This window comes from Pseudomonas sp. A-B-19, assembly GCF_019947515.1.
Classification (GTDB): Bacteria; Pseudomonadota; Gammaproteobacteria; order Pseudomonadales; family Pseudomonadaceae; genus Aquipseudomonas.
The window spans coordinates 132,584-157,930 of record NZ_JAGYGN010000009.1 but is presented as its reverse complement, the minus strand read 5'-3'; the positions used below and the strand labels follow the sequence as shown (position 1 = coordinate 157,930).

Genomic DNA, 25,347 nt, shown 5'->3' with positions numbered 1-25,347 from the left:
CGGTTCGATTTGTCGCGAGAGATGGCCCGCATTCGTTCAGCCCAGGTTCAGCGGCGAACGGGGCGCTTCTGCAGTTTGCGCTGCAGGGTGCGGCGGTGCATGCCCAGGGCACGGGCGGTGGCCGAGATGTTGCCTTCGTGCTCGGTCAGCACGCGCTGGATGTGCTCCCACTGCAGGCGGTCCACGGACATCGGGTTTTCCGGCACCAGGCTGTCGAGGTCAGCGTGTTCGGACAGCAGCGCCGCCAGCACGTCGTCGGCGTCCGCCGGCTTGCACAGGTAGTTGCAGGCACCGCGCTTGATCGCCTCGACGGCGGTGGCAATGCTCGAATAACCGGTGAGGATCACCACGCGCATTTCCGGGTCCATTTCCAGCAACTTGGGCAGCAGCACCAGGCCGGAATCGCCGTCCATCTTCAGGTCCAGAGCGGCGTAATCCGGCAGGTCGGCCTTGGCCAGTTCCAGGCCTTCTTCGGCGGAACCGGCAGTGCTGACGCGAAATCCGCGGCGGGCCATGGCGCGGGCCATGACGCGGGTGAACGTGGCGTCGTCATCGACCAGCAGCAAATGCGGCAGTTCTTCGCCTTCGACTTGGATCTCTTCACTCATGTTCGTCTCCTCGGGCGACACGGGGCAGGCGCAGCTCGGTGAGCGTGCCGCCTTCCTCATGGCTGTAGAGTTTCACTGAGCCGCCGGCGCGTGTCACGCTGGCCTTGCTCAAAAACAGGCCCAGGCCGAAGCCTTTGCCCTTGGTGGTAAAAAACGGTTTGCCGATTTGCTCGGCAATGGCCAGCGGCACACCGGCACCATGATCACGAATGCTGATGGTGAGGTTTTCCCAATCCCAGTCCAGCGTCACTTGCAGCCCTTCGGGGCAGGCATCGGCGGCGTTGTTCAACAGATTCAGCAAGGCCTGGGTCAAGTCCGGCGGCGGCGCCATGCGCGGTACCGGGCCCTGGCCGAGGCGCTGGAAGCGATAACTGGCTTCCGGGCGCATCAGGTGCCAGCGATTGAGGGCTTCATCCAGCCAATCGGTGACGTCCTGCATCTCCACCGCCAACCGGCGATTGGCCTCGGCGGCGCGCACCAGATGCTGCAAGGTCTCTTTACACAACTTGACCTGATCCTGCAGCACGCTCAGGTCATCCTGCAACATCGGGTCATGGTGGTCCTGACGCATTTCCTTGAGTAGCACACTCATGGTCGCCAGAGGCGTGCCCAGTTCATGGGCCGCACCGGCGGCCTGGGTGGCGACGGCCAGCAGTTGCTGATCGCGCAGGCCTTCTTCGCGACGAATGGCGCGCAGCTCTTCCTGACGGCGCAGCTCTTCGGCCATGCGCGCGGCGAAAAACGTGATCACGGCGGCGGCAAGGGCGAAGCTCAACCACATCCCGTACACCTGCAGGTTTTCCCGAGCGATCGGGAAGGTTTGCAGTGGGTAGAACTGTGCCAGCAACAGCGTGTACATCGTCAGCGCGATACCCGACAGGATTACCGAATAACGCCATGGCAACGTCACCGCGGCAATGGTCAACGGCACCAGGTAATAGGAGACGAACGGGTTGGTCGAGCCACCGGAGAAATACAGCAAGGCGCTGTGGATAAACAGGTCACAGGCCAGTTGCACGGCGTATTCGAGCTCGGTCACCGGCCACGAGGTACGCAGGCGAATCGCTGTGAACACGCACAACAGCATCGAACAACCGAGGGTCGCGGCCAATTGAAACCAAGGCAGTGGCAGCAATTCGAGCCAGTAGGCCAGGCCCACGGAACCGGCCTGTGCGGCCAGCACCAAGGTGCGGATGAACGTCAGCCGCCAGAGGTTCTGGCGAGTCGCGGAAGTGATTTGAACGGGGGCGAGCATGAGCTCTCCTGATGAGCGCTCCAGGCGGATCACAGGGAGTATAACCAAGCGCGGGGGCTGACAGGCAAAAGTGCGGCAAACGGCCACACGCCCGGAACGCTTCAAGACACCTTTTGTAGGAGCTGGCTTGCCAGCGATGGACGTTAACGATAACGCGCGCATTCAGGATAAACGCGGCGCCTGCGACGCCATCGCTGGCAAGCCAGCTCCTACAAACAGCGAGCGGCAGCCATGCATCTGTATAGAAGTTGTAACTGTGCGAACCGGAACATAAAAGCTAGAGTCTGATGGTTTCACGCAGGCCCGGACCGTACCCCTGCGCACCTTTCAAGGAGCCTTCATGCACACATTCCGCCGCAGCGCCGCCCTCCTCGCCCTGAGTGTCGGCAGCGTCGCCAGCCTCCCCGCCCTGGCCGCCGACGAGCTGCATTACAACCAGATTTCACTGCGCGCCGAAGTCAGTCAGGAAGTGGCCCGCGACTTGATGATCGTGACCCTCTACACCGAAGAACAGAACAGCGACCCGGCCAAACTTGCCGCCGACGTCAGCACGGCTATGAACAAGGCGCTGGTCCAGGCCAGGAAAGTCAAAGACATCACCCTGCGTCAGGGTAGTCGCAACAGCTACCCGATCTACGATACCAAGGGCCAGAAAATCACCGCCTGGCGCGAACGCGCCGAATTGCGCCTGGAAAGCTCGGACTTCGCCGCGCTGTCGAAGCTGACCGGCGAATTGCTCACCGACCTGAAAATGGGCGGTATGGACTTCGCCATCGCCACCCCGACCCGCAAAGCCAGCGAAGACGCTCTGCTCAAGGACGCCGTGACCGCCTTCAAGGCCCGCGCCCAACTGGCCACCGACGCCCTCGGCGGCAAGAGCTACAAAATCGTCAACCTGAACCTCAACAGCAATGGTTATCCACAGCCTTACCTGCGCGCGCCGATGATGATGAAAGCCGCCGCCATGGACGCCGCACCGGTGACGCCAGATGTTGAAGCCGGCACCAGCCAGGTCAGCATGACCGCCGATGGATCGATTGAAGTGCTGATGCCTTGAATCGATAGCCTCTAAATGAAAAACGGCGATCACTCACATGATCGCCGTTTTTTTTGGTGGAGGGGGGCGGGCTGTTTTCAGGCATGAGCTATAACTGAAGAGCCTACTGAGAGAAGCCGGCAGTTGCACCGGGTGCAACTGAGATTGATTGGCCACTATCGGTGCAACAATAACCACTCTTATTCACGCCATACCCACCTCACAAAACGGGGTATAAATAAGTAACACCTTGCCCTGATCGGGAGCACCCCGCGCTCAGGACGCACCGTGAAAGTGCGTCGTTTGCACCGTAAAAATGCCGCGCAAACGGTTAAATGCGGCAGGTTTTATACAAATGCGACATTAAGGTACGTTCGTACCACCGTTTCAGGCTTGTAGTCACTCTGGATCTTGCATTGGGTATGGCCCCTGCATAAGTATCCGCAGGCACGACTCACGAGGTCGTCCTCTAATTCCAAAAATGACAACAAATCATGAGGCCACCATGCTTAAACACGCGGTCATTCCGTTTTTAGTCGGCGCCAGCTTGTTAGCCAGCGCACCGTTCGCCCAAGCTGCGACTAACCTGGTGTTCTGCTCCGAAGGGAGCCCGGCCGGTTTCGATCCAGGTCAATACACCACCGGAACCGACTTCGACGCCTCTGCAGAAACCATGTTCAACCGCCTGACTCAGTTCGAGCGCGGCGGCACCGCCGTTATTCCTGGCCTGGCAACCAGCTGGGACGTCTCCGATGACGGCCTGACCTACACCTTCCACTTGCGTGAAGGCGTCAAGTTCCACACCACCCCGTATTTCAAGCCGACTCGTGAGTTCAACGCCGACGACGTGCTGTTCACCTTTAATCGCATGATTAACAAGGATGACCCGTTCCGCAAAGCCTACCCGACCGAATTCCCGTACTTCACCGACATGGGGATGGATACCAACATCACCAAGATCGATAAAATCGACGACAAAACCGTCAAGTTCACTCTCAAAGACGTTGATGCCGCGTTCATCCAGAACATGGCCATGAGCTTCGCCTCGATCCAGTCCGCCGAGTACGCTGCCCAGCTGCTCAAGGAAGGCAAGGCTGCCGACATCAACCAGAAGCCGATCGGCACCGGCCCGTTCGTATTCAAGAGCTATCAGAAAGATTCCAACATCCGTTACACCGGAAACAAGGACTACTGGAAGCCTGACGACGTGAAGATCGACAATCTGATCTTCGCCATCACCACCGACCCGTCGGTACGTATCCAGAAGCTGAAGAAGAACGAGTGCCAGGTCACCCTGTTCCCTCGCCCGGCCGACCTGAAGGCGCTGCGTGAAGACAAATCCCTGAAGATGCCTGACCAGGCTGGCTTCAACCTGGGTTACATCGCCTACAACGTGATGCCCAAGGTCAAGGGACAAACCGACGCGAACCCGTTGGCTGATTTGAAAGTGCGCCAGGCACTGGACATGGCGGTCAACAAGCAACAGATCATCGACTCCGTGTACCAGGGCGCAGGCCAACTGGCCGTCAACGCCATGCCGCCAACCCAGTGGTCCTACGACACCACCATCAAGGATGCGCCGTACAACCCCGAGAAAGCCAAAGAGCTGCTCAAGGAAGCCGGCGTGAAAGACGGCACCGAAATCGTTCTCTGGGCGATGCCGGTACAGCGTCCGTACAACCCGAACGCCAAACTGATGGCAGAAATGCTGCAGTCCGACTGGTCCAAGATCGGCCTCAAGGTCAAGATCCAGAGCTACGAATGGGGCGAGTACATCAAGCGCTCCAAAGGTGGCGAGAACCAGGCGATGCTGATTGGCTGGAGCGGTGACAATGGTGATCCGGACAACTGGCTGAACGTGCTGTTCGGCTGCGACTCGCTGGAAGGCAACAACTTCTCCAAATGGTGCGACAAGAAGTTTGACGACCTCGTCAAGCAAGCCAAACGCACTTCAGACCAAGGCAAGCGCACCGAGCTCTACAAACAAGCGCAACACGTGCTCAAGGATGCTGTGCCTATGACACCTATCGCTCACTCGACGGTGTTCCAACCCATGCGCGCCAACGTGCAGGATTTCAAGATCAGCCCATTTGGCTTGAACTCCTTCTACGGCGTCAGCGTCAGCAAGTAAGACATTGCTACGGCGGCGTTTCTGACGTCGCCGTCGCTTTATCTACCGAGAAAGCAGGAATTTGCCTACATCCAAATCCGCAGCTGACTACAGCATCGGGGGGAGGATGCGTCGCCATTTCCTACGAGCCTTTAGGACTTTACGCATTTACTGCCGGACCCGTGGCTCATACCGTCGGGATCCGACCAGTGCATGCGTGGGTCATCGGTTACTGCGGCTTGCATGGATTGAAATCAATGATGCCTCTACGCCCGCGGACGGGACGGCGGCTCATTGACAACACTTTGAGAGAAAAGGAAGCGTTATGCGCCATACCTTGGTTTTATCCGCATTGCTGGGCACCGGCCTGTTGGCCGCCACTTCCATCAGCCAGGCCGCCAACAACAGCCTGGTGTTCTGCTCCGAAGGCAGCCCCGCCGGTTTCGACACGGCGCAGTACACCACTGCGACCGACAACGACGCCGCCGAACCGCTGTACAACCGGTTGGCAGAGTTTGAAAAAGGCGCGACCAACGTCGTACCGGGCCTGGCCACGAGCTGGGATATTTCCGAGGACGGCCTCCAATACACCTTTCACCTGCGCGAAGGAGTGAAGTTTCATACCACCAAGTACTTCACGCCGACCCGCGATTTCAATGCCGATGACGTGCTGTTCACGTTCAATCGCATGCTCGATCCGCAACAGCCTTTCCGTAAGGCTTATCCGACAGAGTTTCCGTATTTCAACGGCATGAGCCTGAACAAGAACATCGCCAAGGTCGAAAAGACCGGGCCGCTGACCGTGGTCATGACGCTCAATAGCGTGGACGCCGCGTTCATCCAGAACATCGCCATGAGCTTCGCCGCCATCCTTTCTGCCGAATACGCCGACAAGCTGCTGGCCGAAGGCAAGCCGAGCGACATCAACCAGAAGCCGGTCGGCACCGGGCCGTTCGTGTTCAAGAGCTACCAGAAAGACTCGAACATCCGTTACACCGGCAACAAGCATTACTGGGACCCGAGCCGGGTCAAGCTCGACAACCTGATTTTCGCCATCAACACCGACGCCTCGGTGCGCGTGCAGAAGCTCAAGGCCGGCGAGTGCCAGATCACCCTGCACCCGCGCCCAGCCGATGTGACCGCGCTGAAGAACGACCCGGCCTTGCAACTGATCGAGAAGCCCGGCTTCAACCTCGGCTACATCGCCTACAACGTGCGCCACAAACCGTTCGACCAGCTCGAAGTGCGCCAGGCGCTGGACATGGCGGTGAACAAGCAAGGCATTCTCAATGCCGTTTATCAGGGTGCGGGACAACTGGCGGTCAACGCCATGCCGCCGACCCAATGGTCCTATGACGACACGATCGGGGACGTCGCCTACAACCCGGAAAAAGCCAGAGAGCTGCTCAAGGCTGCCGGCGTCAAGGAAGGCACTGAAATCACCCTCTGGGCCATGCCGGTCCAGCGTCCGTACAACCCCAACGCCAAATTGATGGCCGAGATGCTCCAGGCTGACTGGGCGAAGATCGGCCTCAAGGTCAAGATCGTCAGCTATGAGTGGGGCGAGTACATCAAGCGCACCAAGAACGGCGAACACGACATCAGCCTGATTGGCTGGACCGGTGACAATGGTGATCCGGATAACTGGCTAGGCACGCTCTACAGCTGCGACGCCATTGGCGGCAACAACTACTCGATGTGGTGTGATCCGGCCTACGACAAGCTGATCAAGCAGGCCAAGGTCGTCACCGACCGCGACCAGCGCACCGTGCTCTACAAACAGGCGCAGCAGTTGCTCAAGCAGCAAGTGCCGATCACGCCAGTCGCCCACTCAACGGTCAACCAGCCGCTGAGCGCCAAAATCGAAGGGTTCAAGGTGAGCCCGTTCGGTCGCAATGTTTTCTCGGGTGTCAGCCTGGAAAAATAACCGATTAGCCAGAAATGCCGGGGGGCGGAGTTTCCGCCCTCACGCAGACGCTTTGCCGTCTTTCGCCAATTCGGCCAACAGCAAACGTTTGCGAAGCCGTGAATGAGTTCTAAACCAATAGCCGGATCACAAAAAAAGACCGGCATAAAAAAAGAAAGTAAGGAGCTTTACCCATGAAACTGAGCAGCACCGCGTTATTGGCCTTGGCCATAAGCAGCGTAACCGCCACGGCTTACGCAGAAACCCAAAGCCAGGCTTTCACCCCGGTTACCGTGAACGAAAAAAACGCCCAGAGCGAAGCCACCGGTTTCGTCGAAGGCCAGTCGATCACCGGCACCACGCGTAACTGGTACGCCAACGAGCAACTGCATCGCGGTGGCAAGTTCACCTACAAGAAAGACGGTGTTTCGACCCCGACCGATCGCCGGATCAACTGGGTCCAGGGCACCATCCTCAAATACAACTCGGGCTTCACCGAAGGCACCGTAGGCTTCAGCACTGAAGTGGCGGCATACAACGCCATCGCTCTGGACCGGGACCGCAAAGACCTGGCGTCCAACAACGGTGGCGCACCGGGCTCTCGTCCAGGCGCGGGCAACAACCGCACCCTGACCAAGGAAGGCGGCGACGCTCAAGGCCAGTGGAGCAAACTGGGCCTGGCCAACGTCAAGGCCCGTGTCTCCAACAGCACCCTGACCGCCGGCCGCATGAACTTCAGCAGCCCGATGGTCGACGTGATCGGTAACCGTGCACTGCCTTCGAGCTTCCAGGGCGTGGCCATTCACAGCGAAGAGCTGAACAACCTGGCCTTCGACCTGGCCACTTTCGACCGCAACTCACCGCGTACCGAAGAAAGCCTGCGCAAATTCCGCACCGAATATGCCAACGGCATCGTCGAAACCGACCATGTCTACACCGGCGGCATCACCTACACCCCACTGGCCAGCCTGACCACCAGCCTCTGGGCGACCCAGGCTGAAGACATCTGGAACCAGTACTACTTCGGCGCCTCTCACGTACTGGGCGACAGCCAGGTGCTGAGCCTGACCACCGGCCTGAACTACTACAAAACCAAGGAAACCGGTAAAGCCCTGATCGGCGCTATCGACAACGACACCTACTCCCTGTCGTTCGGCCTGACCCATCAGGCCCACACGCTGACCTTCTCGTACCAGGAAGTGAACGGTAACGAGTACTTCGACTATCTGCACGAAACCAATGGTATCTACCTGGCCAACTCCCTGCTGTCGGACTTCAACGGCCCGAACGAAAAATCGTTCCAGGTTGCCTACGGTCTGAACATGGCCGAATACGGCGTGCCAGGCCTGAAGTTCAACATCTACCAGGCTCGCGGCTGGGATATCGACGGTACTCACTACACCGGCAACCGCGGCGTGGCCGGCAAGGGTTACGACGGCATCCAGTCCCAGGATGGCGAACACCACTATGAATACGGCATCGGCGCAACCTACGCCGTGCAGAGCGGCCCGCTCAAGGCCACCACGATCCGCGGCACCTACACCGCTCACCGTGCCAGCGAAAACCAGGCTGACGGCAGCATCAACGAGTTCCGTCTCGTGACCACCGTTCCGTTCAACATCCTGTAATGCCGCCGCCGAGCGGCTGATTCAATGACGAATCGGCCGTTCGGTTTTTGTCCTTTAACTGATTGCAGAGGGTTCTTGATGAAAATGCTTCCCCTACGTGCGGCCATCGCGGCCGCGTTGCTCAGTGTCGCTGTCGGCGTTTCGGCCAAGCCCCTGGTGGTTTGCACGGAAGCCAGCCCCGAGGGCTTCGACATGGTCCAGTACACGACTGCAGTCACCGCCGATGCCGTGGCCGAAACCATCTTCAACCGCCTGGCAGACTTCAAGCCCGGTACCACCGAAGTGATTCCGGCACTGGCCGAGTCCTGGGACATCAGCGAAGACGGCCTGAACTACACGTTCCATCTGCGCAAAGGCGTCAAGTTCCACACCACCGAATACTTCAAGCCGACCCGCGACATGAATGCCGACGACGTGGTCTGGAGCTTCCAGCGCCAGCTGGACCCGAATCATCCGTGGCACAAACTGTCGAGCGTGGGCTTCCCGTACTTTGAAAGCATGGGCTTCAAGGAGCTGCTCAAGAGCGTCGAGAAAGTCGACGACAACACGGTCAAGTTCACCCTGACCCGCCGTGAAGCGCCGTTCCTGGCCGACATCGCCATGGCCTTCTCGTCGATCTACTCCGCCGAGTACGCCGACCAGTTGCTCAAGGCCAACAAGACCGAAGACCTCAACAGCAAGCCGATCGGTACCGGCCCGTTCGTTTTCCAGCGCTACAACAAGGACGCCCAGGTTCGCTTCAAGGCCAACCCGGAATATTTCCGAGGCAAGCCGCCGGCCGATGCGCTGATCCTGGCCATCGCCACCGACAACAACGTGCGCCTGCAGAAGCTCAAGGCCAACGAGTGCCAGGTCGCGCTGTATCCGAAACCGGATGACATTCCGAGCATCAAGAAAGACGACAAGCTGAAAGTCGATGAACTGAACGCGATGACCGTTTCCTACATCGCCATGAACACCACGCACAAATACATGAGTGATGTGCGGGTGCGCAAAGCCATCGATATCGCGTTCGACAAGGAAGCCTACGTCAATGCCCTGTTCGGCAAAGGCAATGCAACAGCAGCGGTCAACCCGTACCCGGACACCCTGCTGGGTTACAACCACAGCCTGAAAAACCCGGCCCGTGACCTGGACAAGGCTCGGGCCCTGCTCAAGGAAGCCGGCGTACCGGAAGGCACCACCTTCACCCTGTTCACCCGAAACGGAGGCGGTCCGACCAACCCGAACCCGATGCTCGGCGCGCAGATGATGCAGGCCGACCTGGCCAAGGTCGGGATCAAGATCGACATCCGCGTGATGGAATGGGGCGAAATGCTCAAGCGCGCGAAAAACGGCGAGCACGACATGGTTTCCGCCGGATGGGCGGGCGATAACGGCGACCCGGATAACTTCCTGACGCCTATGCTCAGTTGTGAAGCGGCCAAGAACGGCGAAAACTATGCACGCTGGTGCAATGACAAGTTTCAGGCGCTGCTCGACCAGGCCCGGGAAAAGACCGATCCGGCCGAACGCGCAGCGCTCTACGAACAGGCCCAGGTTATTTTCAACCAGGACCAGCCATGGATCAGCATGGCGCACACTCGAATGTTTACCGCAATGCGCAACAACGTAGAGGGCTATCACATTAGCCCCCTCACCACGAATAACTTCGCCACCACCCAGGTGAAGTAATAAGAAAACTCCCGGCATGCCTGATCCAGGCATGCCGGGCACGCCTAACCGGCTGATGAGGTACAACACACGATGTTTAGTTTTATTGCCCGCCGACTGGGGTTGTTGATCCCCACGTTCTTCGGTATCACCCTGCTGACTTTCGCGTTGATTCGCATGATCCCGGGCGACCCCGTGGAAGTCATGATGGGAGAACGCAGGGTCGATCCCGAAATGCACGCTCAGGCAATGGAACGCCTAGGTCTGAACAAACCCCTGTATGCCCAATACCTGGATTACATCGGCAAACTGGCCCACGGCGATCTCGGTGAATCCCTGCGTACCCGTGAAAGCGTCTGGAGCGAATTCACCTCTCTGTTCCCCGCGACCCTGGAACTGTCCTCGGCCGCGCTGTTGTTCGCCGGTGTCCTGGGACTCCTGGCCGGAGTGATCGCGGCACTCAAGCGAGGATCCCTGTTCGACCATGGGGTGATGGGCATCTCCCTGGCGGGATATTCAATGCCGATCTTCTGGTGGGGCCTGATCCTGATCATGTTCTTCTCGGTGTCGCTGGGCTGGACCCCGGTGTCCGGGCGGATCGACCTGCTCTACGACATCGAGCCACGCACCGGCTTCATGCTGATCGATACGCTGCTGGCCGATGACGTCGGTGCGTTCTTCGATGCCCTGCACCACCTGATCCTGCCGGCCATCGTGCTGGGCACCATCCCGCTGGCGGTGATCGCGCGGATGACCCGATCCTCGATGCTCGAAGTGCTGCGTGAAGACTACATTCGCACCGCCAAGGCCAAAGGCCTGTCACCGTCGCGCGTGGTGTTCGTGCACGGTCTGCGTAACGCGCTGATTCCGGTGCTGACGGTGGTCGGCCTGCAAGTCGGCACCCTGCTGGCCGGTGCGGTCCTGACCGAAACCATCTTCTCGTGGCCGGGCATCGGCAAATGGCTGATCGAAGCCATTGGCGCCCGGGACTACCCCGTCGTGCAAAACGGCATCCTGTTAATCGCCTGCCTGGTGATTCTGGTCAACTTCGTAGTGGACATCCTCTACGGCTTTGCCAACCCACGCATCCGCCATCAGCGCTGAGATCATGACCATGACCATGACCACTCCAATTCCATCGGTAGCAGTCGATCAAAGCCTGCTGTACCCGTCTCCGTACAAAGAATTCTGGCAAGCGTTCTCCAGGAACAAAGGTGCCGTCGCCGGCCTGATGTTCATGCTGCTGGTGATTTTCTGCGCCATCTTCGCCCCGTGGGTTGCCCCCCATGACCCGAGCGAGCAATTTCGCGACTTCCTGCTGACCCCGCCGGCCTGGCTGGAAGGTGGACAGTTGCAGTTCCTGCTCGGCACCGACGAACTGGGTCGCGACCTGCTGTCGCGCTTGATCCATGGTTCGCGCCTGTCCTTGCTGATCGGCTTGTCGTCGGTGGTGATGTCGCTGATTCCGGGGATCCTGCTGGGTCTGTTCGCCGGGTTCTTCCCCCGCGTGGTCGGCCCGACCATCATGCGCCTGATGGACATCATGCTGGCCCTGCCGTCCCTGCTGCTGGCCGTGGCGATCGTCGCCATCCTCGGCCCTGGCCTGATCAACACCGTGATCGCCATCGCCGTGGTGTCCCTGCCGTCCTACGTTCGTCTGACCCGCGCCGCGGTGATGGGCGAACTGAACCGCGACTACGTGACCGCCGCACGCCTGGCCGGTGCCGGCCTGCCACGGCTGATGTTCGTCACCGTGCTGCCTAACTGCATGGCGCCGCTGATCGTTCAGGCCACCCTGAGCTTCTCTTCGGCGATCCTCGATGCCGCCGCACTGGGCTTCCTCGGCCTTGGCGTACAACCGCCAACCCCTGAGTGGGGCACCATGCTGGCCTCGGCCCGCGACTACATCGAACGCGCCTGGTGGGTGGTGAGCCTGCCTGGATTGACCATTTTGCTCAGCGTGCTGGCAATCAACCTGATGGGCGACGGCCTGCGCGACGCGCTGGACCCGAAACTCAAGAACGCCGCCTGAGGAGATTCCCATGTCACTGTTAGAAATCAAGAATCTCAACGTTCGCTTCGGCGACAAAAACGCCACGCCAGTGGTCGATGGCCTCGACCTGCAAGTGGACAAGGGCGAAGTGCTGGCCATCGTTGGCGAATCGGGTTCCGGCAAGTCCGTGACAATGATGGCGCTGATGGGCCTGATCGAGCATCCGGGGATCGTCACCGCCGACGCCCTGAATTTCGACGGCAAGAACATGCTCAAGCTCAACAACCGCCAGCGTCGGCAGATCGTCGGCAAAGACCTGTCCATGGTCTTCCAGGATCCGATGACCGCGCTGAACCCGAGCTACACCGTCGGTTTCCAGATCGAAGAAGTGCTGCGCCTGCACCTGAAAATGTCCGGCAAGGCCGCGCGCAAGCGCGCTATCGAACTGCTTGAAAAAGTTGAAATCCCGGGTGCCGCCAGCCGTATGGACGCCTACCCGCATCAACTGTCCGGTGGCATGAGCCAGCGTGTCGCGATTGCCATGGCGATTGCCGGCGAACCGAAACTGCTGATCGCCGACGAACCGACCACGGCGCTGGACGTGACCATTCAGGCGCAGATCATGGACCTGCTGCTGGCGTTGCAGAAAGAGCGGAACATGGGCCTGGTGCTGATCACCCACGACCTCGCCGTCGTGGCTGAAACCGCCCAGCGCGTGTGCGTGATGTACGCCGGCCAAGCGGTCGAAGTCGGCCAGGTGCCGCAACTGTTCGACATCCCTGCGCACCCGTACAGCGAAGCGCTGCTCAAGGCGATTCCGGAACACAGCCTGGGCGCCGCACGCCTGTCGACCCTGCCGGGCATCGTGCCCGGCCGCTACGACCGTCCGCAGGGTTGTCTGCTGTCGCCGCGCTGCCCGTACGTGAAAGACAAATGCCGTCAACAACGTCCGGCCCTTGACCCGAAAAGCAACAGCCTCGCTCGCTGCTTCTACCCGCTGAACCAGGAGGTGGCGTAATGGCCGTCGTTCTTACCGCCCGCGACCTGACCCGTCACTATGAAGTGTCCCGAGGCCTGTTCAAGGGGCACGCCACCGTGCGCGCCCTCAACGGTGTGTCATTCGAACTGGAAGCCGGCAAGACCCTCGCCGTCGTCGGCGAGTCGGGTTGCGGCAAGTCCACCCTGGCCCGGGCCCTGACCCTGATCGAAGAGCCCTCCTCCGGCTCCTTGAAAATCGCCGGGCAGGAAGTCGCCGGTGCCGACAAGGCCCAGCGCAAACAACTGCGCAAAGACGTGCAGATGGTGTTCCAGAGCCCGTATGCCTCGTTGAACCCACGGCAAAAAGTCGGTGATCAACTGGGTGAGCCGCTGCTGATCAACACCAACCTGTCGGCCTCCGAACGTCGCGAGAAAGTCCAGGCGATGATGAAGCAGGTGGGCTTGCGTCCCGAGCACTACCAGCGTTATCCGCACATGTTCTCCGGCGGTCAACGCCAGCGGATCGCCCTGGCCCGGGCGATGATGCTGCAACCGAAAGTGCTGGTGGCGGACGAACCGACCTCGGCGCTGGACGTGTCGATTCAGGCGCAGGTGCTCAACCTGTTCATGGATCTGCAGCAGGAGTTCAACACCGCCTACGTGTTCATCTCCCACAACCTGGCGGTGGTACGCCACGTTGCCGACCACGTGATGGTGATGTACCTCGGTCGCCCGGTGGAAATGGGCCCGAAAGAGGACATTTACTCCCGTCCTCTGCACCCCTACACCCAGGCACTGTTGTCGGCGACGCCGGCCATCCACCCGGATCCGAACAAGCCGAAAATCAAGATCGTCGGCGAATTGCCCAACCCGCTGAACCCGCCGTCCGGCTGCGCCTTCCACAAGCGCTGCCCGTACGCCACCGAACGTTGCAGCACCGAAGAGCCGGCCCTGCGCCTGCTCGACACTCGCCAGGTGGCTTGCCACTACGCCGAGCAATTCCTCGACGGCGCGGCATAAAAAACTGTAGGAGCGGGCTTGCCCGCGAAGGCGATCTGTCAGTCGACATGGATGTTGACTGGTCTGCCGCTATCGCCAGCAGGCTGGCTCCTACAGGGATTGAGCTGCTCAAATTCTTGATGCGTTGACCAAACCCCTTCCGCCTCGACTGCGCATCAGTCAGGCAGAATGGGTTTTCTTTTACCCGCCATTGAGCGACTACGTCTGGCTGTCACCCTCTTCCTCGTCATCGGAGTCCGGCTCGTCAGTAGTCGAGTCATCGTCGTTGTCAGCGCCCCCCTGCCCCTGATCTCCCGGTTCCGATTCGGACTTGGCAAGCATCAACCCCGCATAACCGGCCTGCCCGCTCGAGGCCTGCTCTCCATGATCAATACACTCGGCCCACGCCATCGAGGTTCCGAGCGAGAGCATCACCAACACCTTCAACAGCAGTAAAGCGCGTAACAATTTGTTCATAGCCGATTCCTTCCTTTCGTGGAGTGCCTGTCTGGCGCTGAGTCAAATCTAGTTCCGATCAGTCGGGTTCTCCAGTTGGACGTTGTCGAACCCACGGAAATGCCCTTGGATTGGAGACTGGTTTGGAATAAAGGTTATGCCGAAAAGATCAAAGCGTGTTCCGCCTTCCAGTAGGCTTGTACACCCGCAGAATTCCTCGCAGGATATCGCGGGATATACGCAGGACAGAACTTCCCGCGATCGGCACGTTTAATCAAAGGACACAGCATGATCAGCAGCGCCTTCGCACCGATGCAATCACTCGCCACCACCCTGCTGCCCCACGCCCTGGAACCCTCGGAAGACGGCGCTCACGACCTTTCGCACCTGCAACGGGTCTGGCACAACGCCCACTTGATTCAGGCACAGGAAGGTGGCGATCCTGAGGTGCTGCTGGCGGCGGTGCTATTGCATGATTGTGTAGCCGTGGAAAAGAACTCGCCGTTGCGCTCGCTGGCATCGCAATTGGCAGCGCGCAAAGCGTCAGGGGTATTGGCGAAGATGGATTGGCGCGAGACAAAAATCGCCGCCGTCGCCCACGCCATCGAAGCCCATAGCTTTTCCGCAAACATCCCGCCTACTTCGCTGGAAGCGAAAATCGTGCAGGACGCCGACCGCCTCGATTCCCTGGGTATGCTCGGCGTCGCCCGCACCTTTTACGTTGCCGGGCGCATGGGCAGCGCCCTCTACGACCCGCAGGACCCACAGGCCAATAACCGCGCCTATGACGACACTCGCTTCTGCATCGACCATTTCCAGACCAAGCTGCTGCACTTGGCAGACGGTTTCCAGACTGCGACAGGGCAACATCTGGCACAGGTCCGTCATGAGCGTTTGAAGGGGTTTCTGGAGCAGTTCAAGGAAGAGATCGGGATTGGCTGATACGCCAGGAGCACTGAACCTGCATAACTCAGGAAAGGACAAGCGCCATGGATCTGTCGCAAACACTGCTGCAACTTGAACGACGCCTCCTGTCACACACGACTCGACGAAATACTGAAGAAGTCTCACGCCTGCTCGCGGATGACTTTATCGAGTTCAGCGCCAGTGGCGGCATCTGGAGCAAGGCCGAAGTGGTCGAGCAGTGGCAGATGGTTTTCCACCAGGGGACATTGATTCCCAGTGAACAATGACGCAGGCATTCATGGCGAATCCGGACCCCTCGCCAGTCAGAGAGTGTTGTGAACGCCTCGGATTACTGTAGGAGCGAGCCTGCTCGCGATGGACGTCAACGATGACGTGTGCAGCCTGAATAAACGCGGCGGGTCTGAGTTCTTCGCGAGCAAGCTCGCTCCTACAGGGGATTGCGTCAGGTAACAAAAAACCCCGCAGCTTTCGCGGCGGGGTTTCTGGTCTTTCAGCTCAGCGCTTAATGGTGCTCGCGGGTCGCACGGAATTTAACATCCGGCCAGCGTTCTTCCATCAAGGCCAGGTTGACCCGCGTAGGCGCGAGGTAGGTCAGGTGACCACCGCCGTCCAGCGCGAGGTTTTCCACGGCCTTGTTGGAGAATTCCTCAAGCTTCTTCTTGTCGCTGCATTCAATCCAGCGCGCGGAATAAACGGTGATCGGCTCGTAGGAGCATTCGACCTTGTATTCCTCTTTCAAACGGCTGGCGACCACATCGAACTGCAGCACACCGACGGCGCCGAGGATGATGTCGTTGCTGCGTTCCGGGAAGAACACCTGGGTCGCGCCTTCTTCGGCCAACTGCTGCAGGCCCTGGCGCAGTTGCTTGGATTTCAGCGGATCCTTCAGGCGTACGCGGCGGAACAGTTCCGGGGCGAAGTGCGGGATGCCGGTGAAACCCAGGACTTCGCCTTCGCTGAAGGTGTCGCCGATCTGGATGGTGCCGTGGTTGTGCAGGCCGATGATGTCGCCGGAAAACGCTTCTTCCAGTTGCTCACGCTCGGAGGAGAAGAAGGTCAGCGCGTCGCCGATCCGCACGTCCTTGCCGGTGCGCACATGGCGCATCTTCATGCCTTTTTCGTACTTGCCCGAGCAGATACGCATGAAGGCGATGCGGTCGCGGTGTTTCGGGTCCATGTTCGCCTGGATCTTGAAGATGAAGCCCGAGAACTTCTCTTCCACCGGCTCCACGGTGCGCTCGTTGGCCACGCGTGCCAGTGGGCGCGGCGCCCAATCAACGACGGCGTCGAGTACGTGGTCGACACCGAAGTTGCCCAGGGCCGTACCGAAGAACACCGGGGTCAGCTGACCGTCGAGGAACTCCTGCTGGTTGAACTCGTGGCAGGCGCCCTGCACCAGTTCCAGCTGTTCGATGAAACGCTCGTACTCGTCACCCAGATGGGCGCGGGCTTCATCGGAGTCGAGCTTCTCGATGATTTTCACATCGGTGCGCTCATGACCGTGACCAGCGGTGTACACGATGATGTAGTCATCGGCGAGGTGATACACGCCTTTGAAGTCACGGTAGCAACCAATCGGCCAGGTGATCGGCGCAGCCTTGATCTTGAGGACGGCTTCGATTTCGTCGAGCAGTTCGATCGGGTCGCGGATGTCACGGTCGAGTTTGTTGATGAAGCTGACGATCGGCGTGTCACGCAGACGGCAGACATCCATCAGGGCGATGGTCCGTGGCTCTACACCTTTACCGCCGTCGAGGACCATCAAGGCCGAGTCCACTGCGGTCAGGGTGCGGTAGGTATCTTCGGAGAAGTCTTCGTGGCCCGGGGTGTCGAGCAGGTTGATCATGTGTTCGCGATACGGGAACTGCATGACCGACGTGGTAATGGAGATACCACGCTGCTTTTCCATTTCCATCCAGTCGGAGGTGGCATGGCGGTCGGATTTACGCGATTTCACCGTACCGGCTACCGCAATCGCCTTGCCCATCAGCAAGAGCTTCTCGGTGATGGTGGTCTTACCGGCATCGGGGTGGGAAATAATGGCGAAAGTGCGGCGTTTCGCGACTTCGGCGGCCTGTTTGGTCATGGGAAATCGCCTGGCAGGTGATTCAAAAAAGGGCGGCGAGTATAGCGCAAATGCAGTCTTACGGACCACCGCCCGTAGGACACGATCCGCCGTAGGAGCTGCCGCAGGCTGCGATCTTTTGTCGGTTTAAACCACGCCGAAGATCAAAAGATCGCAGCCTGCGGCAGCTCCTACGGGTGGCCAAACGGTGTGGAACGTGGGAACCTTTTAAAGCACGGAGACGTCCACTCCCCCGTTACGACCACTCGTCGGGGGCCTGAAACACCTGCAATTCGGCCTGACGAGGCTGTGCTCATGGCTCGATAAGCCGTACGCCTACCCCCTGTAGGAGCGAGCTCGCTCGCGATGGACGTCAACGATAACGCTGGGTACCTGAATGTACGCGTTGTCTGGGCGTTTTTCGCGAGCAAGCTCGCTCCTACAGTGGAACGCGCTCGGCATCAGCTGCTTATCGCGATCATTTTTTCGGCAGCCAAGCATGGCGTTGCCACACGAAAAAGTGTTCGCCGACTGAAAAAAGGAGTCTGCCTGTGGCTATCCACTATGGCAAAGGGCTGACAGGAGGCGCGCTGGTAATCGCCCTTCTGGCCCTGCTGATCCACTGGATCGGCATCGACACGATCGAACACTACCGCGACGATTTGTTGTTTTACCTGCAAGCTCATCTGATTCTCGTCCTCGCTTCCATGCTGGCCGCCCTTGTCGTGGGCATTCCTGCCGGCATCCTCCTCAGCCGCCCGTCCATGGTCGGTCGTGCCGAACGCTTCATGCAGTTCTTCAACATCGGCAACACCGTTCCACCCCTGGCCGTCCTGGCCATCGCCCTGGGCATTCTCGGCATCGGTAGCGGCCCGGCCATCTTCGCTCTGTTCCTCGCCTCTTTGCTGCCCATCGTGCGCAACACCTACGAAGGCCTGAAAAACGTCCAGGGCTCGCTCAAGGAAGCCGCCGTCGGCATCGGCATGACCCCGTTCCAGGTGCTGTGGAAAGTCGAATTGCCCAACGCCGTGCCGATCATCATCGGCGGTGTGCGCGTGGCATTGGCGATCAACGTCGGGACGGCGCCGCTGGCGTTCCTGATCGGTGCCAACAGCCTTGGCAGCCTGATATTCCCCGGCATTGCCCTGAACAATCAGCCGCAGTTGCTGCTTGGCGCTGCCTGCACCGCCCTGCTGGCCTTGCTGCTCGATGGCCTGGTGACACTCACCAGCCGCCTCTGGTTCGAACGCGGCTTGCGCCCGTCTTAAGCCCCGGCAAAGGAATCGTCATGAAAACATCAAGCTTTTTACTAGGCTGCGTCCTGCTGTGCGCAGGATTTGCCCAAGCCGCGGAAAAACCCTTGATCCGCATCGGCGCCCGGGTGTTCACCGAACAGACCCTGCTGGCGGAGATCACCTCGCAGTATCTGCGTACCAAGGGTTACGAAGTGCAAGTGACCGGTGGTCTGGGCAGCAATCTGGCCCGCAGCGCCCACGAAAGTGGCCAGTTGGACATGCTCTGGGAATACACCGGCGTTTCGCTGGTGGCCTACAACCATGTCACTGAAAAACTCGACAGCGAACAGTCCTACGCCCGAGTGAAAGAACTCGATGCGAAAAAAGGCCTGGTCTGGCTCACCCCGTCGAAATTCAGCAACACCTACGCCCTCGCCCTACCAAAGAACGTCGCCGACCAATACCCGCAAATCAACACCATCAGTGAGCTGAACAGGGTGCTGCGCAAGGAAGCCGAGACCAACAATCTGGTGGCGCTGGATACCGAGTTCGCCAACCGTTCGGACGGGCTCGACGGCATGGTGCAGCTGTACGACATGGACCTCACGCGCAAAAACATCCGGCAAATGGACGCGGGGCTGGTCTACACCGCGCTACGCAACGGCCAGGTGTTTGCCGGCCTGGTCTATACCACCGACGGTCGCCTCAATGCCTTCAAGCTCAAGTTGCTGGAAGACGACAAGCACTACTTTCCGGACTACACCGCCGCGCCCGTGGTGCGTCAGGCCTACCTCAATGCGCACCCGCAATTGGCCGCACAGCTCAAGCCGCTGGCTGAACTGTTCGACGACAACACCATGCGCGAGCTCAACGCCCGGGTCGACGTCGAGCATCAGAGCCCTTCAACCGTTGCCGCCGATTTCCTGCGCCGGCACCCGATCCATTAAGGAGGAAAAGTCATGGAATTCCTGAACGCCTTTTCCCATCTCGACTGGCCATTGGTCTTACACCTGACGTGGCAGCACATCACGCTGGTCGGCATTGCCGTGACCCTGGCGATTCTGGTCGGCGTGCCGCTGGGCATCCTGATGACACGTTACCCGAGCCTCGCCGGGCCTTTGCAAGCCAGCGCCACGGTGCTGCTGACCGTGCCGTCGATTGCCCTGTTCGGCCTGCTGCTGCCGTTCTACTCAAAGTTCGGCCAGGGCCTGGGGCCGATGCCGGCGATTACCGCGGTGTTCCTGTACTCGCTGCTGCCGATCATGCGCAACACCTGCCTGGCCCTGACCAATGTCGAACCAGGCATCCGTGAAGCCGCGCGCGGCATCGGCATGACGTTCGGCCAGCGCCTGCGCATGGTCGAGTTGCCCATCGCCGTACCGGTGATCCTCGCCGGTGTGCGCACCGCCGTGGTGATGAACATCGGCGTCATGACCATTGCCGCCACCATCGGCGCCGGTGGCCTGGGTGTACTCATCCTCGCTTCCATCAGCCGCAGCGACATGTCGATGCTGATCGTCGGTGCCGTACTGGTCAGTGTGCTGGCGATCATCGCCGACCTCATTCTGCAAGTACTACAGCGCTCGTTGACTCCAAAAGGACTCCTGAAATGATCGAACTTCACAACCTCAGCAAGACCTTCCAAAGCAACGGCAAAGATGTGAAAGCCGTGGACTCGGTGAGCCTGACCGTCAATGAAGGCGAAATCTGCGTGTTCCTCGGGCCATCGGGTTGTGGGAAAAGCACCACGCTGAAAATGATCAACCGCCTGATCACTCCGACCTCTGGCCAGATCCGGATCAACGGCGAAGACACCACCGGCCTCGACGAAGTGACCCTGCGCCGCAACATCGGTTACGTGATCCAGCAAATCGGCCTGTTCCCGAACATGACCATCGAAGAGAACATCGTGGTCGTGCCAAGACTGCTCGGCTGGGACAAGCAGAAATGCCACGACCGCGCCCGCGAGTTGATGAGCATGATCAAGCTTGAGCCCAAGCAATATCTGCATCGTTATCCACGGGAGTTGTCCGGTGGTCAGCAACAACGGATCGGCGTGATTCGCGCACTGGCGGCAGATGCACCACTGCTATTAATGGACGAGCCGTTCGGGGCGGTCGACCCGATCAACCGCGAGATGATCCAGAACGAGTTCTTCGAAATGCAGCGGGCGCTGAACAAAACCGTGATCATGGTCAGCCATGACATCGACGAGGCGATCAAGCTCGGCGACAAGATCGCGATCTTCCGCGCCGGCAAACTGTTGCAGATCGATCACCCGGACACTCTGCTCGCCCATCCGGCGGATGAGTTTGTCAGCAACTTCGTCGGCCAGGACAGCACACTCAAGCGCCTGCTGCTGGTGAAAGCCGAAGACGCAGCCGACAACGCGCCATCCGTCAACCCGCATACCCCGGTGGCTGAAGCGCTAGAGTTGATGGACGAGCATGACCGACGCTATGTGGTGGTCACTTGTGCCGAGAATAAAGCCCTGGGTTACGTACGACGTCGCGACCTGCACCGTCAGACCGGCACCTGCGCGCAGTACCAACGCGAGTTCAACGCCACGGCGGCGTACGACGAGCACTTGCGCATCCTGCTGTCGCGCATGTACGAGTTCAATCGGGCGTGGTTGCCGGTGATGGATGCCGAGCGGGTGTTCCTTGGCGAGGTCACGCAGGAGTCGATTGCGGCGTATCTGAGTTCAGGACGTTCGCGGGGGATGAAGTCCAGCATTGTGTCGCCGGCCGAAGCGGTCATCAGTTAAGACTCTGAATCTGTAGGAGCTGGCTTGCCGGCGAAGGCGGTGGAGCAAACGATATGGACTTCACCTGCCAGATCGCTTTCGCCGGCAAGCCGCCCCCTACAAAGGTTGTTATTGGCCGATTTTTTTGCGACGAACAGACCGGAAAAAAATATCAACACACGCTGCGACACAAGAAACACAAAAACGCCTACTGAAATAGCCAAAACACGCCCCGAAATGACACTCTCTCCGCCAACGTCGCCGATATTGACGCTATCGTAATTTCTAGCGACTTGACGCACAAAAGCGTCGAACGTGCAGGTATTTTTAACACTTCACAATTGTTCGGGAACATCCGACTGTCATCTGTGTCGGTTACAAAGAGTAATGCTCGTAACGCGCGTCAGAAGAGTGCAAAAACGCGACATTTTTTGTTGATCTCAAGCCCCTCACGCCCTAAAGTTCGCGCCGAACGTCCATGCTGGAAACGATCCATCCGGCTCAAGTACTGACGACGAGACAGCAAGGCCAAGGGAAAGCTGCACTTCCCATGGCCTTTTTGCTTTCGGCGACATGCCTTGGGAAGTAGGCGAACCAAAGTGGGGATACGGAGGACGTTCAGGAGGGTGTGTCATCAATGAATTCACGAGTGCGCCGGAGCCTGCTTTTGCGCAGGGCAAGGCGCGAGGACCGAAGTTTGGTTGTTCCAAATAAGGTACGAGTAACGCAGCCCTGCGCAAAAGCAAGCCCGGCCCTGCGGGTTGTGCCTGAGCGCGCGCCATGCTGCGTTGCAAGCCTTGCAAATGGAACGACCATTAGCGGCGGCCTGCGCCTTGCCTGGCTCGCGCTCAGGCGACAACGCACTCGCGAATTCATTGATGACACACCCTCGCACCCATTGATTAACAACGTTTGCCTTTAGGAGCTCCCAAGTATGCCGATCCAGGTCGAAGATTATTTCGCGCGCGCCACTTTTGACAAAATGAAAGCGTTCGCCGACAAGCAGGAAACCCCGTTCGTGGTGATCGACACCGCGATGATCAGCCAGGCCTATGACGACCTGCGCGCCGGTTTCGAATTCGCCAAGGTCTACTACGCGGTCAAGGCCAACCCGGCCGTCGAGATCATCGACCTGCTCAAGGAGAAAGGCTCGAGCTTCGACATCGCCTCGATCTATGAACTGGACAAAGTGATGGATCGCGGTGTCAGCGCCGACCGTATCAGCTACGGCAACACCATCAAGAAATCCAGGGACATCCGCTACTTCTACGAGAAGGGCGTGCGCCTGTTTTCCACCGACTCCGAAGCCGACCTGCGCAACATCGCCAAGGCCGCACCGGGTTCGAAAGTCTACGTGCGCATCCTGACCGAAGGCTCGACCACTGCCGACTGGCCGTTGTCGCGCAAATTCGGCTGCCAGACCGACATGGCCATGGACCTGCTGATCCTCGCCCGTGACCTGGGCCTGGTGCCTTACGGCATCTCGTTCCACGTGGGTTCGCAGCAGCGCGACATCAGCGTCTGGGACGCGGCGATCGCCAAGGTCAAAGTGATCTTCGAACGCCTGAAGGAAGAAGACGGCATTCACCTGAAGCTGATCAACATGGGCGGCGGCTTCCCGGCCAACTACATCACCCGCACCAACAGCCTGGAAACCTACGCCGAGGAAATCATCCGCTTCCTCAAGGAAGACTTCGGTGACGATTTGCCGGAAATCATCCTTGAACCGGGCCGTTCGCTGATCGCCAACGCCGGCATCCTGGTCAGCGAAGTGGTGCTGGTTGCGCGTAAATCCCGTACCGCGGTAGAGCGCTGGGTGTACACGGATGTGGGCAAGTTCTCCGGCCTGATCGAAACCATGGACGAAGCCATCAAGTTTCCGATCTGGACCGAGAAAAAGGGCGAGATGGAAGAAGTGGTCATCGCCGGCCCGACCTGCGACAGCGCCGACATCATGTACGAAAACTACAAGTATGGCCTGCCGCTGAACCTGGCCATCGGTGATCGCCTGTACTGGCTGTCGACTGGTGCGTACACCACCAGCTACAGCGCCGTCGAGTTCAATGGCTTCCCGCCGCTGAAGTCGTACTACGTGTAAATACATCGCGTAGAAAACCAAAAGCCCATGACGCGTCATGGGCTTTTTTGTGCCTGCTGACTCGTCCCGGTAGCTGCCGCAGGCTGCTCCTACATGGATTGAGTTCGCTGCAGATCGGCGCAGCGGCGAGCGTAATCGCAAGCCAGTGCCTGAATCCTCGGATCGGTCGCGCTCGACAACGCCTGACTTGCCACTCGCAAAAAATTCAAATTCCCCCCGGTCAACGCCTTGCGTAGCCAGCCCAGCGCTTCATCGACACGACCGTCATCGGTCAGTACCGCCGCATAACTGAACTGCCCTCGAAAATCCCCACCCTCAGCCGAACGCCGATACCAGTCACGGGCCGCTACCGGATCCGCCGGACAGACTCGCCCTTCTTCCAGATACCGCCCCAAGAGATTCATTGATTTTGCATGGCCCGACTCAGCCGCACAGCGATAGAGATTCAGTGCCTGGAGCTGATCCTCAACCACCCCACGCCCGGTCGCCAGCAGATTGGCGTAGTTGTACATCGCCCAATCCAGCCCTGCCGCAGCGGCAAGTCGGTAATGCCTGGCCGCCAGCGATGCATCGGCCGCACAACCCCAACCATGCTCATGACAACGGCCGAGCATGTTGCGCGCCATCACATGCCCGCGTCGCGCAGCGATGCCGAACCAACGCACCGCCAGCGGCCGATCCTGAGTAATGCCCTGCCCGTCCAGCAGAATCTGCCCGAGCAACGCCTGCGCATCGAGGACGTCTTCGCGGGCCGCGATCAGAATCGCCTGGGCCGCGCGGGCCGGACTCTCGTCGAGCATCGCGCGCAGGCGTTCACCGTCGAGCGTTTCCTCGCGGCGTAAACGAAAATCCGCCACTTACACCTCGACCCAGCGACGCAACAGGTTGTGATACGTGCCAGTCAGGCGGATCAGCGACGGATGATCGGGCACGTCGCGGGTCAGTTGCTGGATTGCCCCATCCATCTCGAACAACAGGGCGCGCTGGCTGTCTTCGCGCACCAGACTTTGCGTCCAGAAAAACGAGGCGAGTCGAGTTCCGCGCGTAACCGCATTGACCTTGTGCAGACTGGTGCCTGGGTACAGCACCATGTCACCGGCAGGCAGCTTCACCTGCTGGGTGCCGAAGGTATCCTGGATTTCCAGCTCGCCGCCGTCGTAATCCTCGGGCTCGCTGAAGAACAGCGTGGCGGACAAGTCCGTACGCACCCGCTCGATACTGCCTTTGGGCTGACGCACCGCATTGTCGATATGGAAGTCGAAACTGCCACCGGCGGTGTAACAGTTCACTAACGGAGGAAAGACTTTGTGTGGCAGTGCAGCCGACATGAACAGCGGGGTTTTCCACAGCCGCTCCAGCATCGCCGCGCCGATCTCCTTGGCCAGCGGATGCCCCTCAGGCAGCTGCAAATTGTGCTTGGCCTTGGCCGACTGGTAGCCGGCGGTGATCTTGCCATCAGCCCAATCAGCGTGTTCCAGAGCCTCGCGAATGCGCTGCACCTCATCTTTTTCGAACAGGCCGGGAATGTGCAGCAGCATGACAAAGGCACCTGAAATCAAAAGGACGCCAATGGTATTGATTCTTATTGCCCGTGTAAAACACATCTGACGAGTGAGTCAGCAAAAACCGTAAGGGTAAATTGTAAAGAATGTAA

General features: G+C 59.4%; 23 protein-coding genes. 16 read left to right on the top strand and 7 right to left on the bottom strand.

Annotation, left to right across the window (positions count from 1 at the left end; all coding sequences use genetic code 11):
- Window positions 1-47: 47 nt before the first annotated feature.
- Window positions 48-608, bottom strand: a complete 561-nt coding sequence (locus KGA81_RS12940) for a response regulator transcription factor (RefSeq protein WP_007973041.1) — start codon at window positions 606-608, stop codon at window positions 48-50.
- Window positions 601-1,863 carry an ATP-binding protein gene (locus KGA81_RS12935; protein WP_223546308.1) on the bottom strand — a complete coding sequence of 421 codons (1,263 nt, stop codon included), beginning with the start codon at window positions 1,861-1,863 and terminating at the stop codon, window positions 601-603. Before KGA81_RS12935 ends, KGA81_RS12940 begins: the two co-directional genes overlap by 8 nt.
- Before the next feature lie 340 nt (window positions 1,864-2,203).
- On the opposite strand from KGA81_RS12935, the gene KGA81_RS12930 reads away from it, so the two are divergent.
- The 9 genes from KGA81_RS12930 to KGA81_RS12890 all read left to right on the top strand — a co-directional run bounded on the left by KGA81_RS12930 (window position 2,204) and on the right by KGA81_RS12890 (window position 14,187).
- On the top strand, window positions 2,204-2,920 hold the full coding sequence (locus KGA81_RS12930; RefSeq protein ID WP_223546306.1) for an SIMPL domain-containing protein: 717 nt from the start codon (window positions 2,204-2,206) through the stop codon (window positions 2,918-2,920).
- A 484-nt stretch (window positions 2,921-3,404) separates the two neighbouring features.
- The gene (locus KGA81_RS12925; protein ID WP_223546303.1) at window positions 3,405-5,030 is read left to right on the top strand and encodes an ABC transporter substrate-binding protein; all 1,626 of its coding nucleotides are present in this window, start codon (window positions 3,405-3,407) and stop codon (window positions 5,028-5,030) included.
- A gap of 304 nt (window positions 5,031-5,334) precedes the next feature.
- A complete protein-coding gene (locus tag KGA81_RS12920) occupies window positions 5,335-6,936 on the top strand; it encodes an ABC transporter substrate-binding protein (RefSeq protein ID WP_223546301.1) in 1,602 nt (533 codons plus the stop codon).
- Window positions 6,937-7,109: 173 nt separating this feature from the next.
- Window positions 7,110-8,543, top strand: a complete 1,434-nt coding sequence (locus KGA81_RS12915) for an OprD family porin (RefSeq protein ID WP_223546299.1) — start codon at window positions 7,110-7,112, stop codon at window positions 8,541-8,543.
- 78 nt (window positions 8,544-8,621) lie between these two features.
- Window positions 8,622-10,217, top strand: a complete 1,596-nt coding sequence (locus tag KGA81_RS12910; protein WP_223546297.1) for an ABC transporter substrate-binding protein — start codon at window positions 8,622-8,624, stop codon at window positions 10,215-10,217.
- Window positions 10,218-10,289: 72 nt separating this feature from the next.
- Entirely contained in the window at window positions 10,290-11,300 is a 1,011-nt protein-coding gene (locus tag KGA81_RS12905) for an ABC transporter permease subunit (RefSeq protein ID WP_223546295.1), read from the top strand.
- A gap of 16 nt (window positions 11,301-11,316) precedes the next feature.
- Complete coding sequence (locus tag KGA81_RS12900; RefSeq protein WP_223546293.1) at window positions 11,317-12,228, top strand: ABC transporter permease subunit; 912 nt, start codon at window positions 11,317-11,319, stop codon at window positions 12,226-12,228.
- A 10-nt stretch (window positions 12,229-12,238) separates the two neighbouring features.
- A complete protein-coding gene (locus KGA81_RS12895) occupies window positions 12,239-13,207 on the top strand; it encodes an ABC transporter ATP-binding protein (protein WP_223546291.1) in 969 nt (322 codons plus the stop codon).
- Entirely contained in the window at window positions 13,207-14,187 is a 981-nt protein-coding gene (locus KGA81_RS12890) for a peptide ABC transporter ATP-binding protein (RefSeq protein ID WP_218429244.1), read from the top strand. Before KGA81_RS12895 ends, KGA81_RS12890 begins: the two co-directional genes overlap by 1 nt.
- A gap of 198 nt (window positions 14,188-14,385) precedes the next feature.
- On the opposite strand, the gene KGA81_RS12885 is transcribed toward KGA81_RS12890, so the two are convergent.
- On the bottom strand, window positions 14,386-14,643 hold the full coding sequence (locus KGA81_RS12885; RefSeq protein ID WP_223546289.1) for a hypothetical protein: 258 nt from the start codon (window positions 14,641-14,643) through the stop codon (window positions 14,386-14,388).
- A 267-nt stretch (window positions 14,644-14,910) separates the two neighbouring features.
- Between KGA81_RS12885 and KGA81_RS12880 the strand changes: the two genes are divergently transcribed.
- Both KGA81_RS12880 and KGA81_RS12875 read left to right on the top strand, forming a co-directional pair.
- Complete coding sequence (locus KGA81_RS12880; RefSeq protein ID WP_223546287.1) at window positions 14,911-15,564, top strand: HD domain-containing protein; 654 nt, start codon at window positions 14,911-14,913, stop codon at window positions 15,562-15,564.
- 47 nt (window positions 15,565-15,611) lie between these two features.
- Complete coding sequence (locus KGA81_RS12875) at window positions 15,612-15,815, top strand: nuclear transport factor 2 family protein (protein ID WP_223546280.1); 204 nt, start codon at window positions 15,612-15,614, stop codon at window positions 15,813-15,815.
- Between the two features lie 236 nt (window positions 15,816-16,051).
- Here KGA81_RS12875 and KGA81_RS12870 read toward each other — a convergent pair whose 3' ends face one another.
- Entirely contained in the window at window positions 16,052-17,635 is a 1,584-nt protein-coding gene (locus KGA81_RS12870) for a peptide chain release factor 3 (RefSeq protein WP_223546278.1), read from the bottom strand.
- A gap of 530 nt (window positions 17,636-18,165) precedes the next feature.
- On the opposite strand from KGA81_RS12870, the gene KGA81_RS12865 reads away from it, so the two are divergent.
- From KGA81_RS12865 to KGA81_RS12850, 4 genes are read left to right on the top strand one after another with little or no spacing between them, the layout of a single operon-like run.
- A complete protein-coding gene (locus KGA81_RS12865; protein ID WP_223546276.1) occupies window positions 18,166-18,882 on the top strand; it encodes an ABC transporter permease in 717 nt (238 codons plus the stop codon).
- 20 nt (window positions 18,883-18,902) lie between these two features.
- A complete protein-coding gene (locus KGA81_RS12860) occupies window positions 18,903-19,796 on the top strand; it encodes a glycine betaine ABC transporter substrate-binding protein (protein WP_223546274.1) in 894 nt (297 codons plus the stop codon).
- A gap of 12 nt (window positions 19,797-19,808) precedes the next feature.
- Window positions 19,809-20,462, top strand: a complete 654-nt coding sequence (locus KGA81_RS12855; protein ID WP_223546268.1) for an ABC transporter permease — start codon at window positions 19,809-19,811, stop codon at window positions 20,460-20,462.
- Entirely contained in the window at window positions 20,459-21,616 is a 1,158-nt protein-coding gene (locus tag KGA81_RS12850) for a betaine/proline/choline family ABC transporter ATP-binding protein (protein ID WP_223546266.1), read from the top strand. Before KGA81_RS12855 ends, KGA81_RS12850 begins: the two co-directional genes overlap by 4 nt.
- Here the strand turns inward: KGA81_RS12850 and KGA81_RS12845 are convergent.
- Entirely contained in the window at window positions 21,613-21,897 is a 285-nt protein-coding gene (locus KGA81_RS12845; protein WP_223546264.1) for a hypothetical protein, read from the bottom strand. The two genes, KGA81_RS12850 and KGA81_RS12845, sit on opposite strands and share 4 nt — an antisense overlap.
- A 632-nt stretch (window positions 21,898-22,529) precedes the next feature.
- On the opposite strand from KGA81_RS12845, the gene KGA81_RS12840 reads away from it, so the two are divergent.
- On the top strand, window positions 22,530-23,693 hold the full coding sequence (locus tag KGA81_RS12840) for a type III PLP-dependent enzyme (protein WP_223546261.1): 1,164 nt from the start codon (window positions 22,530-22,532) through the stop codon (window positions 23,691-23,693).
- Between the two features lie 89 nt (window positions 23,694-23,782).
- Here the strand turns inward: KGA81_RS12840 and KGA81_RS12835 are convergent, their stop codons facing one another.
- Both KGA81_RS12835 and KGA81_RS12830 read right to left on the bottom strand, forming a co-directional pair.
- Window positions 23,783-24,493 carry a tetratricopeptide repeat protein gene (locus KGA81_RS12835; RefSeq protein WP_223546487.1) on the bottom strand — a complete coding sequence of 237 codons (711 nt, stop codon included), beginning with the start codon at window positions 24,491-24,493 and terminating at the stop codon, window positions 23,783-23,785.
- 57 nt (window positions 24,494-24,550) lie between these two features.
- On the bottom strand, window positions 24,551-25,231 hold the full coding sequence (locus KGA81_RS12830; RefSeq protein WP_223546259.1) for a Fe2+-dependent dioxygenase: 681 nt from the start codon (window positions 25,229-25,231) through the stop codon (window positions 24,551-24,553).
- Between the last annotated feature and the right edge of the window lie 116 nt (window positions 25,232-25,347).

Excerpts from the sequence above, each read along its gene's own strand:
- KGA81_RS12920 (WP_223546301.1), top strand. The coding sequence starts at position 5,335 with ATGCGCCATACCTTGGTTTTATCCGCATTGCTGGGCACCGGCCTGTTG.
- KGA81_RS12880 (WP_223546287.1), top strand. The coding sequence starts at position 14,911 with ATGATCAGCAGCGCCTTCGCACCGATGCAATCACTCGCCACCACCCTG.
- KGA81_RS12850 (WP_223546266.1), top strand. The coding sequence starts at position 20,459 with ATGATCGAACTTCACAACCTCAGCAAGACCTTCCAAAGCAACGGCAAA.
- KGA81_RS12925 (WP_223546303.1), top strand. The coding sequence starts at position 3,405 with ATGCTTAAACACGCGGTCATTCCGTTTTTAGTCGGCGCCAGCTTGTTA.
- KGA81_RS12930 (WP_223546306.1), top strand. The coding sequence starts at position 2,204 with ATGCACACATTCCGCCGCAGCGCCGCCCTCCTCGCCCTGAGTGTCGGC.
- KGA81_RS12870 (WP_223546278.1), bottom strand. The coding sequence starts at position 17,635 with ATGACCAAACAGGCCGCCGAAGTCGCGAAACGCCGCACTTTCGCCATT.
- KGA81_RS12910 (WP_223546297.1), top strand. The coding sequence starts at position 8,622 with ATGAAAATGCTTCCCCTACGTGCGGCCATCGCGGCCGCGTTGCTCAGT.
- KGA81_RS12830 (WP_223546259.1), bottom strand. The coding sequence starts at position 25,231 with ATGCTGCTGCACATTCCCGGCCTGTTCGAAAAAGATGAGGTGCAGCGC.
- KGA81_RS12895 (WP_223546291.1), top strand. The coding sequence starts at position 12,239 with ATGTCACTGTTAGAAATCAAGAATCTCAACGTTCGCTTCGGCGACAAA.
- KGA81_RS12900 (WP_223546293.1), top strand. The coding sequence starts at position 11,317 with ATGACCACTCCAATTCCATCGGTAGCAGTCGATCAAAGCCTGCTGTAC.
- KGA81_RS12835 (WP_223546487.1), bottom strand. The coding sequence starts at position 24,493 with ATGCTCGACGAGAGTCCGGCCCGCGCGGCCCAGGCGATTCTGATCGCG.
- KGA81_RS12840 (WP_223546261.1), top strand. The coding sequence starts at position 22,530 with ATGCCGATCCAGGTCGAAGATTATTTCGCGCGCGCCACTTTTGACAAA.
- KGA81_RS12940 (WP_007973041.1), bottom strand. The coding sequence starts at position 608 with ATGAGTGAAGAGATCCAAGTCGAAGGCGAAGAACTGCCGCATTTGCTG.
- KGA81_RS12890 (WP_218429244.1), top strand. The coding sequence starts at position 13,207 with ATGGCCGTCGTTCTTACCGCCCGCGACCTGACCCGTCACTATGAAGTG.
- KGA81_RS12935 (WP_223546308.1), bottom strand. The coding sequence starts at position 1,863 with ATGCTCGCCCCCGTTCAAATCACTTCCGCGACTCGCCAGAACCTCTGG.
- KGA81_RS12885 (WP_223546289.1), bottom strand. The coding sequence starts at position 14,643 with ATGAACAAATTGTTACGCGCTTTACTGCTGTTGAAGGTGTTGGTGATG.
- KGA81_RS12860 (WP_223546274.1), top strand. The coding sequence starts at position 18,903 with ATGAAAACATCAAGCTTTTTACTAGGCTGCGTCCTGCTGTGCGCAGGA.
- KGA81_RS12855 (WP_223546268.1), top strand. The coding sequence starts at position 19,809 with ATGGAATTCCTGAACGCCTTTTCCCATCTCGACTGGCCATTGGTCTTA.
- KGA81_RS12915 (WP_223546299.1), top strand. The coding sequence starts at position 7,110 with ATGAAACTGAGCAGCACCGCGTTATTGGCCTTGGCCATAAGCAGCGTA.
- KGA81_RS12875 (WP_223546280.1), top strand. The coding sequence starts at position 15,612 with ATGGATCTGTCGCAAACACTGCTGCAACTTGAACGACGCCTCCTGTCA.
- KGA81_RS12905 (WP_223546295.1), top strand. The coding sequence starts at position 10,290 with ATGTTTAGTTTTATTGCCCGCCGACTGGGGTTGTTGATCCCCACGTTC.